Raw genomic sequence first — 14588 nt, 5'->3', positions numbered from 1 at the left:
CGGAAAAGGGGACAAAAACGGTGGCTATAAAAAAGCCTGTCTAAAAACTAGACAGGCTTTTTTATAGGTGTTACTCAAAAAGGATTTACCAGATTTTCACGCGCTTTTCCGGAGCCAGGTACAGAGAGTCGGTTGGTTGTACGTTGAAGGCGGTATAGAATTCTGGGATGTTGCGCACCACGCCGTTCACTCTAAACATGGCAGGTGAGTGCGGGTCTGTAGACACCTGGTTGCGCAAGGCTTCTTCGCGGGCTTTGCTCAGCCAGGCCTGTCCCCAACCCAGGAACACGCGCTGCGTGCCGGTAAAACCATCCAGTACCGGGGCTGGCTTGCCGTTCAGGCTGTTGTTGTAGGCCTTCAAGGCGATGCTCAAGCCTCCCAAATCACCAATGTTCTCGCCTAAGGTAAAGGCACCGTTCACGTTCAGGTCTGGGAACACTTTGAAGTCATTGTACTGGGCCACCAGGGCATTGGTGCGTTTCTTGAACTCCTGCTGGTCTTTTTCGGTCCACCAGTTGCGCATGACGCCGTTGCCGTCAAAGGTGCTGCCCTGGTCATCAAAGCCGTGGCCAATCTCATGACCAATCACGGCGCCAATGCCGCCGTAGTTCACGGCATCCTCGGCGTTCAGGTCAAAATAAGGCGGTTGCAGAATGGCAGCGGGGAACACAATCTCGTTCAAAGGTGGGTTGTAGTAGGCGTTCACGGTCTGCGGCGTCATGCCCCACTCAGAGCGGTCTACCGGTTTGCCCAGTTTGTTGACGCTGCGCTGGTACTCAAAGGCGGCGGCGCGTTTCATGTTGCCGAACAAGTCATGCTTGGCAATCTGCAGGGCAGAGTAATCACGCCATTTGTCTGGGTAGCCAATCTTCGGGGTGAATTTGTGCAGTTTGTCCAAAGCCTGGGCCTTGGTTTCTTCGCCCATCCAGTCCAGTTCTTTGATGCTAGACTCATAGGCTTTGATGAGGTTGGCTACCAGGGTTTCCATACGTTCTTTAGCCTGTGGCGGGAAGTGCTTCTTCACGTACACTTTGCCCACAATCTCGCCTAAGCTCCCGTTCACCACACCCACGGCACGGCGCCACTGCGGCTGTTGCTGCTGTACGCCGTACAAGGTCTTGTTGTAGAACTCAAAGTTCTGCTGGTCCAGGGCAGAGGTAAGCGCGGTGGCAGAGTTGTTCACCAGGCTCCACTGCAAATAGGTTTTCCAGGTACTGATGGGGGTGTTCTTGATGATGGCGTTGGCCGCTTTCATGTAGTCTACCTGCGTCACCACCACACTGTCCTGTCCGGCAATGCCCGCCTCTTGCAAGTAACCGGTCATGTCAAAATCAGGCATGAGGGTGCTCACCTTGCTGATGGCATATTTGTTGTACAGCGCCGCAATGTTGCGGGTGTCTTCTTTCTTCATGTGCTTGGCCGCCATCTTGGTCTCCAAGGCCATGATCTGGCTGGCTTTCTCCTTGCCTTTGGCAATGCCGGCCAACGTAAGCATCTTGCTGATGTGGTCTACGTACTTGGCTCTGATTTCCTTGGACTTGGCATCTTCCTTCAGGTAGTATTCACGCTCTGGTAAGCCCAGCCCACCCTGCCAGGTGAGCAGCATGTACTGGGTTGGCTTCTTGAAGTCTTCGGTGACGCCAATGCTGAATGGCGAGGTGATGCCGTATTTGTTGGCGTAGGCGAAGTAGCGGGCCAGGTCCTTGTGGTTTTTGATGGCCTCAATCTTCTGCAACTCTTCCTGCAACGGCTTCAGCCCGATGGAGTCTCTCACCTTGGTGTTGAGATACGCCTCGTACAAGTCGCCGATTTTTTGCTCATCTGAGCCTTTGGCAAACGTACCCGCCGCAGAGGCCTCAATAATGGCTTTCACGTCTTCCTGGGCTTTGTCATTCAAGATGGAACCCGCGCCATACGCAGCCTTGTCGGCCGGAATTTCGGTGTTCTTAACCCAAGTGCCGTTCACGTAGGCGGTAAAGTTGTCGCCGGGTTTTACGCTAGGGTCCATGTTGGCCTTGATGATGCCCGACCGCAGGTTTGACTGTTCCTGGGGAACGGTGGCTACCGCTACTTCGGCGGTGGCGGGTTTCTGCTCAGTGGTCATGGACTTGCTACAGCTCACAGTCAGTAGCGCCCCTGATGCCAGAAGCAAAATTTCTGAGATTTTGATGGTTCGTTTTAGCATGGGTTGGTTTGGTTGAACAAGTATAAGGCTGCCGCCGAAGGGTTTGTTGGGTAGGCTGCTTCTGCAGCGATAACGGCAGCGGCTTCTATATTAGTCGGAACAGAAGGCAAAGTATTACTAAAAATTAACAAAGAGATGCAAGTGAGCCAAGTTTTGTAATAGGCCCCAGACAGGACATATTGAGCCTGAGCGAGATAATGGAACGGCGTTTTTGGTCAGTTTTCCAGAAAAGAAGCCAAAAACGCCTATGCCTCCAGCGCAACCGGCTGGCCGTCTACCCAAACCTGCTGCAAAGTCAAGTCTTGGTGGAGAACTGCTATGTTGGCAAAGGCTCCTGGAACAAGCTGGCCCACTTTTTCTTCCATCTTCAAGACCTGCGCAGGATACAGCGTGGCCATGCGCAGGGCTTCGTCTAGGGGCAGGCCCACCAATTGTACGGTGTTTTGCACGGCCTTGAGCATGGTCAGCGCCGAGCCGGCCAGGCGCCCATCCTCGGTTTCACAACGACCGTTGCGGTAGTATGACCTGAAATTCCCGAACTGCGTGTATTCAATGTCTGAGTTGACGCAGGCCGCGCAGTCAGAAATCAACAGCAGCTTCTCGTTCAGCGCCTTTTTGGCTAACCGTACGGCCGCGGGGTGGCAATGCTCGCCGTCTACAATAATGCCCGTCCAAGCTTGGCCATAATCTAAAGTGGCGGCTGCCAGTCCCGGGTTTTTGGTGTCCAGGCCGCTCATGGCGTTGTAGAGGTGGGTGACCGCCGTTACACCTTTCTTAAAGAAGTCCATGGCCTGGTCATAGGTGGCCATGCTGTGTCCGGCAGACAGAACAATCCCGCTGTCCACCAATCGTTGCAAGACGCTTTCTTCTACGCATTCAGGGGCCAGGGTGAGGTAGTTGATGACGTCCTGGCCGGCTGCTAAAAGAATATCCAGTTCTTCATGCGTGGCCGTCCTGATGCAGGCCACGTCATGCGCGCCGGCCTTCTCCAGACTGAAATACGGCCCCTCCAGGTGCATGCCCAGAAACGTGCTGGGGTTTGCCTGCATGGCCTGCCGCACGGCGGTGATGGTCTCCAGAATGACTTCCTGAAACGCTGAGATGACCGTGGGCAGAAAGCTGGTGGTGCCAAACTGGAGGTGCGCGTCTCTAATGGTGTTCAGGCTTTCTACCGTAGGATGTTGGGTGAAGTAAATGCCGTTTCCGCCGTTTACCTGCAGGTCTACAAAGCCCGGGCAAATGATACCGCCCAGCGCGTCTATGGGAGTGGCCTCTTTGGGAACCTGGGTATGAGGGAGTATCTCCACCACCTTGCCGTCCTCAAAAAGCAGGGCGTGGTCTTGGTACATGGAATGACCGGTGTAAATGGTACCGTTGGTGAGGGCGAAGCGCATGGCAGGTAACTCGTTTTTGGGCTAATTTCATGAAAACAGACCAAAAACGCCAATCTGGTTTGCATAGGTTTCGGGTTCAGGGCTATAATGGAAGAGAGCTGGCAAAGTTCTCTATCTTTATAACCTCAAACTCCGTAGCTCATGAAAACCAAAGGTCTCTTCCTGCTCCTTTTTCTTTGTACGTTGTTTTCGGCCGTAGGCCAGAACAAAGGAGAAGTTTGGCAGCGGGGCATAGCCAACCTGGAAAAGAAAGAATACGCCGCCGCCCTGGACGACTTCAACGCGTACCTTAAGCTAGACCCAACCAGCGCCAACGGGTATTTCTACCGAGGCCTAGCCCAAGCGGAAGAAGGCATGATAGACAATGCCATGCTGGACTATGCCAAAGCCATTGCCCTAAACCCCAACCATTGGCAAGCGTACCAGCGCCGTGGTGAACTGCACCTTTCCTTTGAGCAGTTTGATGACGCCGGCAAGGACTTTGAGAAGCTCATTCTGCTGGACCCGGCCAACGCCGAAGGCTACCTGATGCGCGCCCTCCTGCACCATGCCCTGGGCCTGCACCATGAGTCTCTCCCCGATCTGCAGAAAGCCCTTCAGTTGAACCCCAGAAACGCAGAAGCCTATTACCACAGGGGCCTCACTTTTAAAGCACAGAACAAGTACCCAGAGGCCGTGGCCGACCTACAACAGGCGCTGGTGCTGGACCCTGAAAAAGTCTGGGCACATTACGAGGTGGGTGACATCTACTGGCAATGGGAGAAATACAAGGAAGCCCTGGCCAGTGCCAATACATTCTTAACTCTCTTGCCTGACTCTAAAAACGGGTACCGCCTGCGCCGGAAAATCAAACTAGCCCTGGGTGACAAGAAAGGAGCCGAAAAAGACAAAGCAATTTTGTTAGAGCTTATGGAGGAGTCAGAAGGCTGGTCCAGTCAGGAAGACGGCAAGACGCCCTAGGTCAGTTTTACTCGCCCTGTTTCACGTCATCGTTCCTAATGGTTTTCTTCTTGCGCGCCGGGTTTTTGGAGGCGTTCTGCTGCCCAAATTTATAGTCAAAGCTCAGGCGCAGAGCGCGGTTGAAGTTTCGGTTCTCATTGGTCTGCACAAACGCGTCTGTCACGGTTTCCTGCCCGAAGTTGACGGATTTGGTGAACGGGTTGTTGACGGCCAGGGTGAGGCTGGCTTTCTTGTTCCAGAACTCCTTCTTCACGGCCAGACTGTACTGCTGCCAGGGCAGCGCGCGTCCCTGCAATGTTACCCTGGAAGAGCCAAACAGCCCCGAAAACTGCCCGGTAAACCCTTTCCCAAACTCATACCCGGTAGTTAAGTTAAGGTTGTATTGCCAGCCTGCATTCCGGAAACCTGCTCCCTGCAGTTGGTTGTAATACCAGTTGATGTCTCCGTTGACGCTGAGCGCCGCCAAGGGTTTAACAGATCCTGCCACCGTAAGGCCGTAGCTTAGCAGGTTGCCCGCGTTTACATAAGTGTTCTGCGCAACGCCGTCTTCTATCTGCAGCGTCACCATCTGGATGGCATTGTCAATCTGCCGCACATACAAAGAACTGGTGAGTGAACTGGTGTTAAAGAAAGTGCTGTAGCCTAGTTCATACAAGTGCGTGCGTTCCGGTTCTAGCGCCGGGTTGCCATAGAAAACGCTCTTAGGGTCGCGGCTGTCGCGGTAGGGGTTTAGGAGGAAGATGTGCGGACGTTGTATGCGCTGCGTGTAGTTTACTTTTACCGTATGGTTTTCCTTAAACGTTCTGGAAACCGAAAAGCTGGGAATGAAGATGTGGTAGCGCTGGCTGAGGCTGGTTTGGGTGGTGGTGAAATCACCGGACAACCAGGTGTGCTCATACCGGCCGCCCACTTTAAGAGCGTAGTGCTTGCCCATTTTAAAACCATAGGACAGGTACCCGGCCGCAACGTCTTGCTGGTAGTTCAGGCTGTTCTGATCTGGTAGTGCCCGGCCTTCCAGCGGAAACCTGATGTCATAACGGCCGTCACTCTGGGCATTGCGCAGAATGGCTTTGAGGCCCACCTCCAGGGTAGCGTTGTTGGTAACTGGGTGGGTATAGTCTGTCTGGAAAGTAATCTCCTGGTTGCTGTTCTGGTTGGTGTTGCGCTGCAGGTAAAACAAATCATCTGCCTGCGTGAAATGGTCCTGGTCTACAAAATTGCCATGGTCTGACTGGCTGAACTGGGCCAGCACCGTAAGTTCCTGCTGCGGTTGAAAGATGTGCGTATAGTCCAGGTTGAGGTCCAGGCCCAAAGGCGTGTATTGGTATTGATTGGTGTTCCTGATGTACGGATAACCGGCAGAAGACGTAGTGGTGGTGATCTGCTCATTCTTGCCTTGGTACCGGCCCTGGTTGAACTTGATGCCCAATGAAAACAGGTTGGCAGAGTCCAGGTCATAGTCCAGGCCCAGCTGGGCACTGCTTCCGCCGCCGTAGACTTTTCCCTCGCCCTCCTGACGCGTGATGATGTCTTCGCCCTCGGCAAACTCTCTTCTGTACATGCCAAATCCTTTGGGTACGTCATACCTGAACGCGCTGGCCCCCAAGGTCACGCCCCATTTCTGCCGACGCGTGCTGAGCGAACTGTAAAAGCTCTGGCTCTGGGTGCCTACCAATCCTCCGGCGTTGCCGGTCAAGCCTTGCAAGGTGTTCTTCTTGGTGATGATGTTGATGATGCCGGCAGAGCCTTCGGCGTCATATTTAGCCGATGGGCTGGTAATCACCTCTACGCTCTTGATCATGTCTGCCGGAATCTGGCGCAGCGCGTCTGCCAGGCTGGTGGCCATTAACGTAGACGTCTTGTTGTTGACCAATACCCGCACATTGGCCGAGCCCCGCAACTGCACATTTCCGTCCATATCCACAGAAAGCGAAGGCACTTTGCGCAGGACATCGGCGGCATTGCCTCCGCTGTTGCTAATGTCCTGGTCTGCGTTGTAAACCAGGCGGTCTACCTTGTCTTCTATCAGCGGCTTTTGCCCCACTACGGTTACCTCTTTTAGCTTGTGCGCTTCTGGACTCAACTGAAGAGGAGCCACATGTACAGACAACTGTTGCTCTGCCACTATCACCGGGCTTACCTGTTGCGATACATACCCCACAAAACTGACTTTTACCTCATAGGTGCCCACCGGCACACTGTTGAGGGTAAACGCTCCCTTGTCATTGGTCAGCACGCCGTCCAGAGATTGAGTAGCATTTTGTCTGGTAAGCGCCACCGTGGCAAACTCAATGGGCTTTCCCGTGGCCGCGTCTGTGACCACGCCAGAGATGGTGCCCCTATTTTGAACGGAGGTAGAGGAAGCAACAGACGTTTGTGCCCAAACCGGGCTGAAAGCGCTGAGGAAAAGGCATAGCCCTCCCAGCAAAAAGTGAATGCTTTTTTTCATAGGTATGATAAGAATAAGAGGTTTAAGTATGGCTGCTACCTGCGCCTGAAAGTAGTAAGCGACGTTTTTAGGCTGTTTTCTGGAAATCAGCCTAAAAACGAGTGGGGAGAGTGGTGTGGTAAGAGTTGAGAATTATGAGTTAAAGTAGCCAAGATTTTACCGCTGCTGCCACTCCCAAATCAGGAGGAGAGCTTTTTGCTAAGTGCAGGTTCCGCGCATTCTCACCAAAGCTTTTCTGGGTATCCATCAATCCTTTTGAGCAAATACAACCAAGGTTTTGTCTGCGCTCTCCCGGATTTGTAATTCGGAAGTACCGAGGGGAGATTTGTAATCCCCGCACCATAGCCATTAGGTTAGGTTGCAGCAGGCGGATTGCAAATCCGCTTTTCAAAAGTTCGGGATTGCAAATCCCGAACAGCATGTGCAGTCATCCCCCTACCCCCTTTAAAGGGGGACGTTATGCGTGGTTTTTGTAGAGACCAGGCACCGCCTTGTCTCTGACGCATTGCCCACTTTTGCCTGTTTTATCTGCTGGTATAAACAACCCCTTCGCCCCTTAAGGGGGAATCTACGTTTGGTAACCGTCCTTGGCACAGAGACGCTCGCAGGTCCTCTGGACACTACGAGGTCTTTGGAGCAAGGGCAACTGCCGCTTTTGGCTTTATTTTCAGAAGAACAGGCTAAAACGGGGACACCACATCTCAACCAATTTCTAATTCATAATTTCTAATTTTTAATTTCCTCGTTTTTGGGCTGTTTTGACTAAAACAGCCCAAAAACGAGGGGCTACTTTTTCTTTCGCAGGTAAATGTTGTTGCTGATGGATTCCAGTTGGATGGCGGCGCCGCCTTTGTTGAGGCTGCCGTTTAATTGGTGACCAATCATGGACATCTCCTTTTTGCCAGCCGGGAACTGGAGGGCCAGGTCGGTGAACACTTCGCCGGTAATAGTTTTGAGGGCTACACTGGCGCCTTTCTGGGTGGGCCAGTCCATGTCTACAAACCCACTAATGGACTTGGCCTTGACCGGACCGGTGAAGCCTCTGAGCTCAATGTCACCGTTGATAGTTTCCAGAGTCACGTTTGCTTGTCTGGGTAGGAAGATTTCATAGTCAATGCGGGTGCAGGTGAACCTGGCCGCCTTGCCTTTGATGTACGTGCCCGAGGTTTGAGAATAACCGTCCGGGCAATCGTTCTCAGTTGATGCCTGGGTTTTCAGGTACTCATGGTCCAGGTCTGTGAGGATGGAAAGTTGGTCTGCGCTGGGCGTGAACGTGATTTTCATGGCCTCGTTGCCCTTGCCGCCGTTGATCTCATAGGTCACCTTGATGTAGGCTTCCTTCTTGTCCCAGGCGGTGATTTTGATATCATTGGCAAACTTGAGGTTGAGGTTCACCTTCTGGCTGGCGGGCACGGTAAGCGTCTTCTCCACTGTTTTTTTCTGGGCATGGAGGTTCCCTATACCCCACAAGAGCAGGGCTGCAAGCAATAACTTTTTCATAAGAGAATTAGGTTTTTAGTGGCTCTGAGAGACTATTTTTTCTTCCGGATGTAGATGTCGCTGGTGATGCTCTTGACCGTGATTTGCACGCCGCCGCCGTTGGTTTTGCCGTCAATGATGCCACCCCCGCCAATCAGGGGCAGTTCGCTTTTGCCTTCATGCTTCACGTCCATGTCAAAGTCAGTGTAAATCTCGCCTTGCATGGACTCCAGCTTGAAATTGGCTTTTGAGTTAGCAGGGAACGTAAGGTCAATGTCGCCGGCCACGGCGGTCAGCGCGAAGGGCTTGCTCTGATCCAGGGCAGAGAAAATGACTTTGATGGTACCGGCCGTGGTGTTGGCCACCACCGGTCCAGATACGTTGGTTAGGGTGGCGTCTGAGTTGTTGAGCCTAGCTTCAATCTCGCCGTCTACATCAGTAATTTTAAGATCGCCGCCAGTCCAGTCTGCCTCTTTGAATAGAATGGAAGCATTTTTTGGTACTTTGATGGTATAGCTGGCAGCGGTGCGCGAAGCTTTGGTGATGGAAACGACGTCGTTCTTCTTCTCCACAGCTAACCCCAGACCCGTGTTGTCCTCTATCTGGTTATACAAGGGTTTGAGGCCCTTAGCGCGTTCCGAGGAGGCAGGAAGGTAGTCTGAGGTCTCAATGATGACGTCATCGCCGTTGTATCCTATGATCTCTACCTCGCTGCTATACACAGTTAGTTGTACTTGTTTGTCCTTGCCACTGCCCAACTTCACTTTGTGGGTCTTCACGTCACGGGCGTTGTTCTGAGGGGCGTTGGTTGTGGGCTGGCCCGCTTTGGTCTGGGCGAAGGCGCCTGTGGTGAGCATTAGGCTGGCCCATGCTATCATGCATACTTTTTTCATGTCTGTATTGGTCATTAGATGAATGTAAATGTGAAAGCGGGCGTGTACCATGGATGCCTGCTTACCGGGCTTTAGATAAGAGTGCCCAGTCCCTCTTGTGCTTTGTGTTTAATGATGGGTAAGACGTTCTCCTGGTTGGCTAGCTGCTGTAGTTGCGGCAGGGCTCGTTTTTCCTTCAGGCTGATGACAATGTCAATGAGCGTAAGCTGCATCATGGGGTCTGTCTGCGTGCCCAAGGCCTGAATAAACGCCTGCCGCGCCTCTTTCTGGTCTTTGAACTGGTAAAGGGCCTCGCAGGCGGCCAGGCGCACGTTCACGTTGTCATCTTGCTGCATGGTTTTGATGAGCAGGCGCATTACCTTTTGGTTTTCTTGCGGGGTGAGGCCCTGTGCAGGCATTTCCTGGCTGATTAGCTGCAAACGGTCACTCGCTGAGGCCACCTGGGTGACGTTACTGGCCAAAACTATTCCTTTTCTGGGTCTGGCTTTGGATGCTCTAGCTTGGGTTTCTGCTGCCGGTTCTGGTTCTATTGGTGCTGATTTGGCGCTGGCTAGGGCTGGTTCTTCTATGACAGGCGCAACTTCTTCTGCTGGCGGAGCAGGCGTTTCTGCTTTCTCTTGCTGTGTTGCCAAAGGAGCAGTTCCTGAAGTAAGCTGGCTGGCGGGTTTAAAATAGCTTCCGGCCCAGAACGCCACTAGCAGCAACGTGATGCTGGCGGCAATCTGCCAGGAGTAGGCGGTAAAGACGTTTCTGGTTGTGGGAGTAGCAGGCTCCGCAGCCATGGAGGGTTGTTCTATCTTGGCAAACAGCCAGTCGTCGGCCAGAAACTTGTCCATCTCAACGGTCTGCTCATGGGCGTAAAACTGGAACGCGGCGGCATGGGCCTTGAGGTGGTCTGGCAGCAGTTTGGTCTTCAGGAAGAACTCCCGCAGCTGGGCCTCTTCCGGTAAAGAGGTTTGGCCGTTGTAGTATTTCTCCAGCAAAGCTTCTATCTGGTTAAACTGCATAGCTTTCTAGTTTTAAAAGTCCGTCGCGTACGCTTTTGCGGGCTCTGCTCAAGGCCACCCGTATGGCGTTCACCTGTATGCCGGTCACCTGCTCAATCTCCTGGTACTCGTAGCCTTCCACATCGCGCAGATGTAGGATCAGGCGCTGTTGCTCCGGCAGAAGCTGCACCAGTTCCTGCACCTTGTTCACTTGGTCTGCCAACTCATAGCGCTGGTGTGGGTTGGCATCATGGGCGCCTAGTTCCAAGTCTTCTATGACTACCATGTTTTTGTGCTTGCGCGCTTTTAGTTTGTCCAGGCATAGGTTCTTGGTGACGGTCATGGCAAACGCCTCAATGCTGGCGTAGGCGTGGAGCTTGTGTTTATTGGTCCAGAGTTTCAGGAACACGTCCTGCAAGATGTCCTCAGCCTCCTCCTTGTTCTGCAACAAGAAGAGCGCCAGCCGGTAGAGCTTTTGTTTGGCCGGGAGTACCTTGGTTTTAAACTCTTGTAAGTCCATTCAATAACAAAGACGACGCAGGTGAGAAGTCATTACAGGCTTTTTGAAAAATATTTTCTGGGAGGGGAAAAACGGCGGCCACACCACCGCAGACGCAAGCAAGAGGTAATTTGCCGAAAAGATGGGAAACATGAAAGCCGCCGTTTTTGGCCTGTTTTCTGGAAAACCGCCCAAAAACGATTGTGACGGTTCTGAGACAACTTAACGGCAAGACCATGCAAAACACTTTGTAAAACTCTTATCTTTATGGGCTTACTTTTAGAGTACCCCCTATGAGTCCCCGCATTTTACTTTCTCTTCTTCTGCTTTGCACCTACTTTTCTGGTTACGGCCAGACGGCGCAGGATTTTCTGGCCAAGGGGGCGGCCAAAGTGAGCCAGGGTCTTTTTGACGATGCCATTGTAGAGCTGGACAAGGCCATTGCCCTGGACTCTGTCAACGCACTGGCGTATTATCACCGCGGCAACGCCAAGTTTGACAAGCACGCCTTCAACGCCGCCAAGGAAGATTACAGAAAAGCCCTTCGCCTGAATCCTAACATTGGGTCTGCGTATTTTAACCTGGGTCAGATTGCGTTCAGGGGTGGGTTTTACCTGCCAGCCAAGGAGAAGTTTGACCAGGCCATTCTCTACAAGGGCAGCAACGCCAATTTTTACTACATGCGCGGCATGGCCAACCATGAACTGGGCCTGTACACGGCTGCCATTGCAGATTTAGACCAGGCCCTGGCCCTGGAACCAGACTACTATGACGCCCTGGCCCAGCGCGGCCATACCAAGGCCTATCTGCAAGATTTTGACGGCGCTCTTAAAGATCTGGAGAAAGCCATTGCCATGAACGCTAATCTGGAGTTTGCCTTTGCCTACCGCGGGTACGTGCACCTGAAACTTGAGGAATACACCCAAGCCCTGGAAGACCTGGACGAGGCCCTGGACATCAACGAGGACCTGGCCGTGGCCTATCTCTACCGAAGCCATGTGCGTGCCGCCCTGAAAGACAAGAGAGGCGCCTTTCAAGATATGGCCAGCTCCTATGATGACGGCTGGGAGGAGGATGACCCCATTACCTGGTAAAGAAAGCTTGGTTTGCCTAGGGCTTGTCTAAGCATTCGTTTTAGAAAGAACCCGTTTTTGCCCTGATTTCCAGAAATCAGGGCAAAAACGGGTCCTCTTTTATGTGGCTTACTTCACTTGGATGGGCAGCGTCTGCTGCTGTCCGGCTCCGTTCTGAAGGACAAGCCGGTACTCGCCCTTCGGTAAGGCCAAGGCTGGCATATTCTGAGCCTTTCTGATTTCTATAATATCCATGGGCACCGCTTTACCAGCCTCGCTTTGTTTGTAGGCCAAGACCAGTGCCGGATACCCAATGGTGATTTTCCTGGCAGACAGTTTGTACGGTTTCCGGTCCTTCAACCACACCCAACCAGGCCGTCCCTTGACCAGTTTGGTCTTTGGATGCACCACTACCACATCTACCGTACGCTGAGAACCTGAACCTGTGAAGGGCTGTTTGGTATCTTTTTGGAGATAGACTGCTGGATAAGGTGCGTTGGAAAGCTGTAGGAAAGGCTCGTCAAAGCGCGGGGCGCTGGTGGGCGTAAGGCTTTCCTGATCTACGGTGAACGGGTCCAAACCGGTAAATTCTTTCAGGCGGCCGGCCATGGCTTTCTCCCATGCCTGTGATGGCCCCTCGTTCACATGGTCGAAGCCGCAATGGATGACCATTTTGGCTTTAGGGTCTTTCTGGAGCATTTTCTGGATGTTTCGGGCCTGGTTGATCTCCCGCTCTTTTCCGTTACCTTCAGCGTCATAGCCAAACACGGTATAGCCCAGGCGTAAGGCCTCACGCACCAGACTGCCCATCTGCGGTTCTTTGGTGTAGTAGCCGCTTTCCTGCACTGGGTATTGGCGTTGATTGATGAGGCTGTCTGTTTGGTCCAAGGCCTCTAAGCCCAGATACCGGTAACCCTGTTTGTATAAATCTGCCAGCAGGCTTTGGGTGAAGGCTCTGTGCTCAGCGGTGTGGTGCGCCTCATTGATGACGAACAACTGGTGTTTTTTTGCTTTCTCCACCAAATATGCCTTGGCGGGGCTGGGCGCGTGCGTTTTAAACAAAGTGCTGTCCTGGGCCGTGACTTGGCGCCGCATGGTGGGGTATTGCGCATCCCACGCCTGCAAGGCCTGCAAATAATGTCCCCCAAACGAATATTCCCAGGCACCTTTCTGGTGCTTCCAAGGTACGGTGTCAGTTTTAATCTGCGTCTCAATCTGACTGGACAGGCGGTAGGTTGCGGGCTTGGTCTGGGCGGTGGCAGAAAGTGCGCCCAATAATAAAAACAACGGAAGTAGGAGTTTTGCTTTCATGGAATTTGGGTAAGGAAAGCACAAAGAAATGCCGTCTACTCAACCAGCGCTTGTATTTTTCAGACAGTGTTATCTTTTTCCTTCAGGAACTGGAAAATGAGCTTATCCTCGGCCATGGTGTCAATGGAGTTGAAAAAGGTGCTGGGGTTGGAGCCGGTGAACTGCTTGTAGACCTTGTTAAAGTAAGCCTGGTCATAGAAGTTGCTGGCGTAACCCAGTTCGGTGAGTTTCTTGAACTGCGCGTCTACCAGCTTGTTGTTGAGCGAATGCCTGAACCGTGCCACCTTCCGGTAACCCACCGGTGAGATGCCCATGTGCTTCTTGAACAGCCTGTGAAAGGTTCTAGGGTTTAGTTTTAGTCGCTGGGCTATTTCCTCCACGGGCAGTTCCTCGTCAAACTGCGTGAGCAAAGTGAGTGCTTCCTGCAAGACCTCATATTCCGGGAACGGCCGGTACACGCTCAGTAGAAAGTCCTCAAGGAGCTTTGCGCTCTGGGTATTGTCTTGGGTGGCGTAGAAGGCATGTAAAAACTGATGATATTCAGGTAAAGCATCCCAAGCCGTGAACACTTGTGAATCTTTGGGCGCTACCTTCAGAAAAGGCACCGGCAGAAAATGGTTGAGCCCCAAGGGATGGAAGATAAGGGTTACTTTGTCTAACTAGCCTTGCAAGTGCGCGCGCAAGGCCAGTTCGCGCATGCCCTGCACAATGGCGAGGTGCGGTTGGCTGGGGTCTTCAAAGACGTGGGTATGGTACTCCTGTATCTGGCAATTGGCCTTCTGGTGGATGTTTAAAACGGTGTTGGTGCTGGGAAAGGCGTAGTACTGTGTCTCAAACTGGCTGGAATCGGTTTTCAGGAAATAGAAGTATTGCAGGTGCTTCTGCAACAGCGGGTGCCGGGGCGTAAACGGGCGAGGCTGTATTTCCATGGGTTAAAAATAGAAAATCTGAATCAGCCGTTTTCGGGCTATTTTCCAGAAAATAGGCCAGAAACGCTACACCAAGGCCCGCCGCACAAAGAACCCTGACACGGCGCTCACGCCACCTACCAAGCCACCCAGCATCACGGTCACCGCCAGCAACACCCACGGCGACTCTACCGTGAACATCTCTGCCACCCGTGCACTCAAGATGCCATCACTCACTACCTGCCAGAAGAGAGCCGCGCCCAGCCACGTGAGCCCCACTCCCAAGAAGCCCGCCGTAAACGCCTGCCCACCTCTATGCGCTTTCCAGAAGGCCAACGCAAAACACACCACGGCCACGCTCCACCACGGAAGAAACAACTGGGCAATCAGGCTGAGAATAAGAATGAGGACGAAGAGCATACGCGTGAGAGTTTGAGGTGGTCGTTTTTGG

Annotated in this window: 14 protein-coding genes; 2 read left to right on the top strand and 12 right to left on the bottom strand. The window is 52.8% G+C overall.

Annotation, left to right across the window (positions count from 1 at the left end; all coding sequences use genetic code 11):
* Positions 1–85: 85 nt before the first annotated feature.
* Both GU926_RS10920 and nagA read right to left on the bottom strand, forming a co-directional pair.
* Positions 86–2185, bottom strand: a complete 2100-nt coding sequence (locus GU926_RS10920) for a M13 family metallopeptidase (protein WP_198001406.1) — start codon at positions 2183–2185, stop codon at positions 86–88.
* Between the two features lie 245 nt (positions 2186–2430).
* Positions 2431–3579: an N-acetylglucosamine-6-phosphate deacetylase gene (nagA, locus tag GU926_RS10915; protein WP_160691771.1), complete on the bottom strand. Its 1149-nt coding sequence runs from the start codon at positions 3577–3579 to the stop codon at positions 2431–2433.
* A gap of 141 nt (positions 3580–3720) precedes the next feature.
* Between nagA and GU926_RS10910 the strand changes: the two genes are divergently transcribed.
* Positions 3721–4539 carry a tetratricopeptide repeat protein gene (locus tag GU926_RS10910; protein ID WP_160691769.1) on the top strand — a complete coding sequence of 273 codons (819 nt, stop codon included), beginning with the start codon at positions 3721–3723 and terminating at the stop codon, positions 4537–4539.
* Between the two features lie 7 nt (positions 4540–4546).
* Here the strand turns inward: GU926_RS10910 and GU926_RS10905 are convergent, their stop codons facing one another.
* The 6 genes from GU926_RS10905 to GU926_RS10880 form a co-directional block, all read right to left on the bottom strand.
* Positions 4547–6988, bottom strand: a complete 2442-nt coding sequence (locus tag GU926_RS10905; RefSeq protein WP_160691767.1) for an outer membrane beta-barrel family protein — start codon at positions 6986–6988, stop codon at positions 4547–4549.
* Between the two features lie 139 nt (positions 6989–7127).
* Positions 7128–7409: a hypothetical protein gene (locus GU926_RS10900; protein WP_160691765.1), complete on the bottom strand. Its 282-nt coding sequence runs from the start codon at positions 7407–7409 to the stop codon at positions 7128–7130.
* A gap of 365 nt (positions 7410–7774) precedes the next feature.
* Positions 7775–8488 (bottom strand): DUF4097 family beta strand repeat-containing protein, encoded by a 714-nt coding sequence (locus GU926_RS10895; RefSeq protein ID WP_160691763.1) that lies wholly within the window; start codon positions 8486–8488, stop codon positions 7775–7777.
* A 32-nt stretch (positions 8489–8520) separates the two neighbouring features.
* Positions 8521–9360 (bottom strand): DUF4097 family beta strand repeat-containing protein, encoded by an 840-nt coding sequence (locus GU926_RS10890; RefSeq protein WP_232058297.1) that lies wholly within the window; start codon positions 9358–9360, stop codon positions 8521–8523.
* Positions 9361–9431: 71 nt separating this feature from the next.
* Entirely contained in the window at positions 9432–10367 is a 936-nt protein-coding gene (locus tag GU926_RS10885; protein ID WP_160691761.1) for a HEAT repeat domain-containing protein, read from the bottom strand.
* Entirely contained in the window at positions 10357–10866 is a 510-nt protein-coding gene (locus tag GU926_RS10880) for an RNA polymerase sigma factor (RefSeq protein WP_160691759.1), read from the bottom strand. The genes GU926_RS10885 and GU926_RS10880 overlap by 11 nt, the downstream gene beginning before the upstream one ends.
* A gap of 272 nt (positions 10867–11138) precedes the next feature.
* On the opposite strand from GU926_RS10880, the gene GU926_RS10875 reads away from it, so the two are divergent.
* Positions 11139–11939 (top strand): tetratricopeptide repeat protein, encoded by an 801-nt coding sequence (locus GU926_RS10875; RefSeq protein ID WP_160691757.1) that lies wholly within the window; start codon positions 11139–11141, stop codon positions 11937–11939.
* Between the two features lie 108 nt (positions 11940–12047).
* On the opposite strand, the gene GU926_RS10870 is transcribed toward GU926_RS10875, so the two are convergent.
* The 4 genes from GU926_RS10870 to GU926_RS10855 form a co-directional block, all read right to left on the bottom strand.
* Positions 12048–13229, bottom strand: a complete 1182-nt coding sequence (locus GU926_RS10870) for a hypothetical protein (RefSeq protein ID WP_160691755.1) — start codon at positions 13227–13229, stop codon at positions 12048–12050.
* Between the two features lie 59 nt (positions 13230–13288).
* A complete protein-coding gene (locus tag GU926_RS10865; protein ID WP_160691753.1) occupies positions 13289–13858 on the bottom strand; it encodes a helix-turn-helix domain-containing protein in 570 nt (189 codons plus the stop codon).
* Between the two features lie 30 nt (positions 13859–13888).
* Positions 13889–14158 (bottom strand): hypothetical protein, encoded by a 270-nt coding sequence (locus GU926_RS10860; RefSeq protein ID WP_160691751.1) that lies wholly within the window; start codon positions 14156–14158, stop codon positions 13889–13891.
* Between the two features lie 66 nt (positions 14159–14224).
* A complete protein-coding gene (locus tag GU926_RS10855; protein WP_160691749.1) occupies positions 14225–14557 on the bottom strand; it encodes a hypothetical protein in 333 nt (110 codons plus the stop codon).
* Positions 14558–14588: the final 31 nt, after the last annotated feature.

The organism is Nibribacter ruber, from assembly GCF_009913235.1.
Classification (GTDB): domain Bacteria; phylum Bacteroidota; class Bacteroidia; order Cytophagales; family Hymenobacteraceae; genus Nibribacter; species Nibribacter ruber.
The sequence above is the reverse complement of the archived record's forward strand: the minus strand, read 5'-3'. Positions and strand labels throughout refer to the sequence as shown.

Bases quoted from the DNA above. Each gene is read 5' to 3' on its own strand.
- GU926_RS10920 (WP_198001406.1), bottom strand. From the start codon at position 2,185: ATGCTAAAACGAACCATCAAAATCTCAGAAATTTTGCTTCTGGCATCA.
- nagA (WP_160691771.1), bottom strand. From the start codon at position 3,579: ATGCGCTTCGCCCTCACCAACGGTACCATTTACACCGGTCATTCCATG.
- GU926_RS10910 (WP_160691769.1), top strand. From the start codon at position 3,721: ATGAAAACCAAAGGTCTCTTCCTGCTCCTTTTTCTTTGTACGTTGTTT.
- GU926_RS10905 (WP_160691767.1), bottom strand. From the start codon at position 6,988: ATGAAAAAAAGCATTCACTTTTTGCTGGGAGGGCTATGCCTTTTCCTC.
- GU926_RS10900 (WP_160691765.1), bottom strand. From the start codon at position 7,409: ATGCTGTTCGGGATTTGCAATCCCGAACTTTTGAAAAGCGGATTTGCA.
- GU926_RS10895 (WP_160691763.1), bottom strand. From the start codon at position 8,488: ATGAAAAAGTTATTGCTTGCAGCCCTGCTCTTGTGGGGTATAGGGAAC.
- GU926_RS10890 (WP_232058297.1), bottom strand. From the start codon at position 9,360: ATGAAAAAAGTATGCATGATAGCATGGGCCAGCCTAATGCTCACCACA.
- GU926_RS10885 (WP_160691761.1), bottom strand. From the start codon at position 10,367: ATGCAGTTTAACCAGATAGAAGCTTTGCTGGAGAAATACTACAACGGC.
- GU926_RS10880 (WP_160691759.1), bottom strand. From the start codon at position 10,866: ATGGACTTACAAGAGTTTAAAACCAAGGTACTCCCGGCCAAACAAAAG.
- GU926_RS10875 (WP_160691757.1), top strand. From the start codon at position 11,139: ATGAGTCCCCGCATTTTACTTTCTCTTCTTCTGCTTTGCACCTACTTT.
- GU926_RS10870 (WP_160691755.1), bottom strand. From the start codon at position 13,229: ATGAAAGCAAAACTCCTACTTCCGTTGTTTTTATTATTGGGCGCACTT.
- GU926_RS10860 (WP_160691751.1), bottom strand. From the start codon at position 14,158: ATGGAAATACAGCCTCGCCCGTTTACGCCCCGGCACCCGCTGTTGCAG.
- GU926_RS10855 (WP_160691749.1), bottom strand. From the start codon at position 14,557: ATGCTCTTCGTCCTCATTCTTATTCTCAGCCTGATTGCCCAGTTGTTT.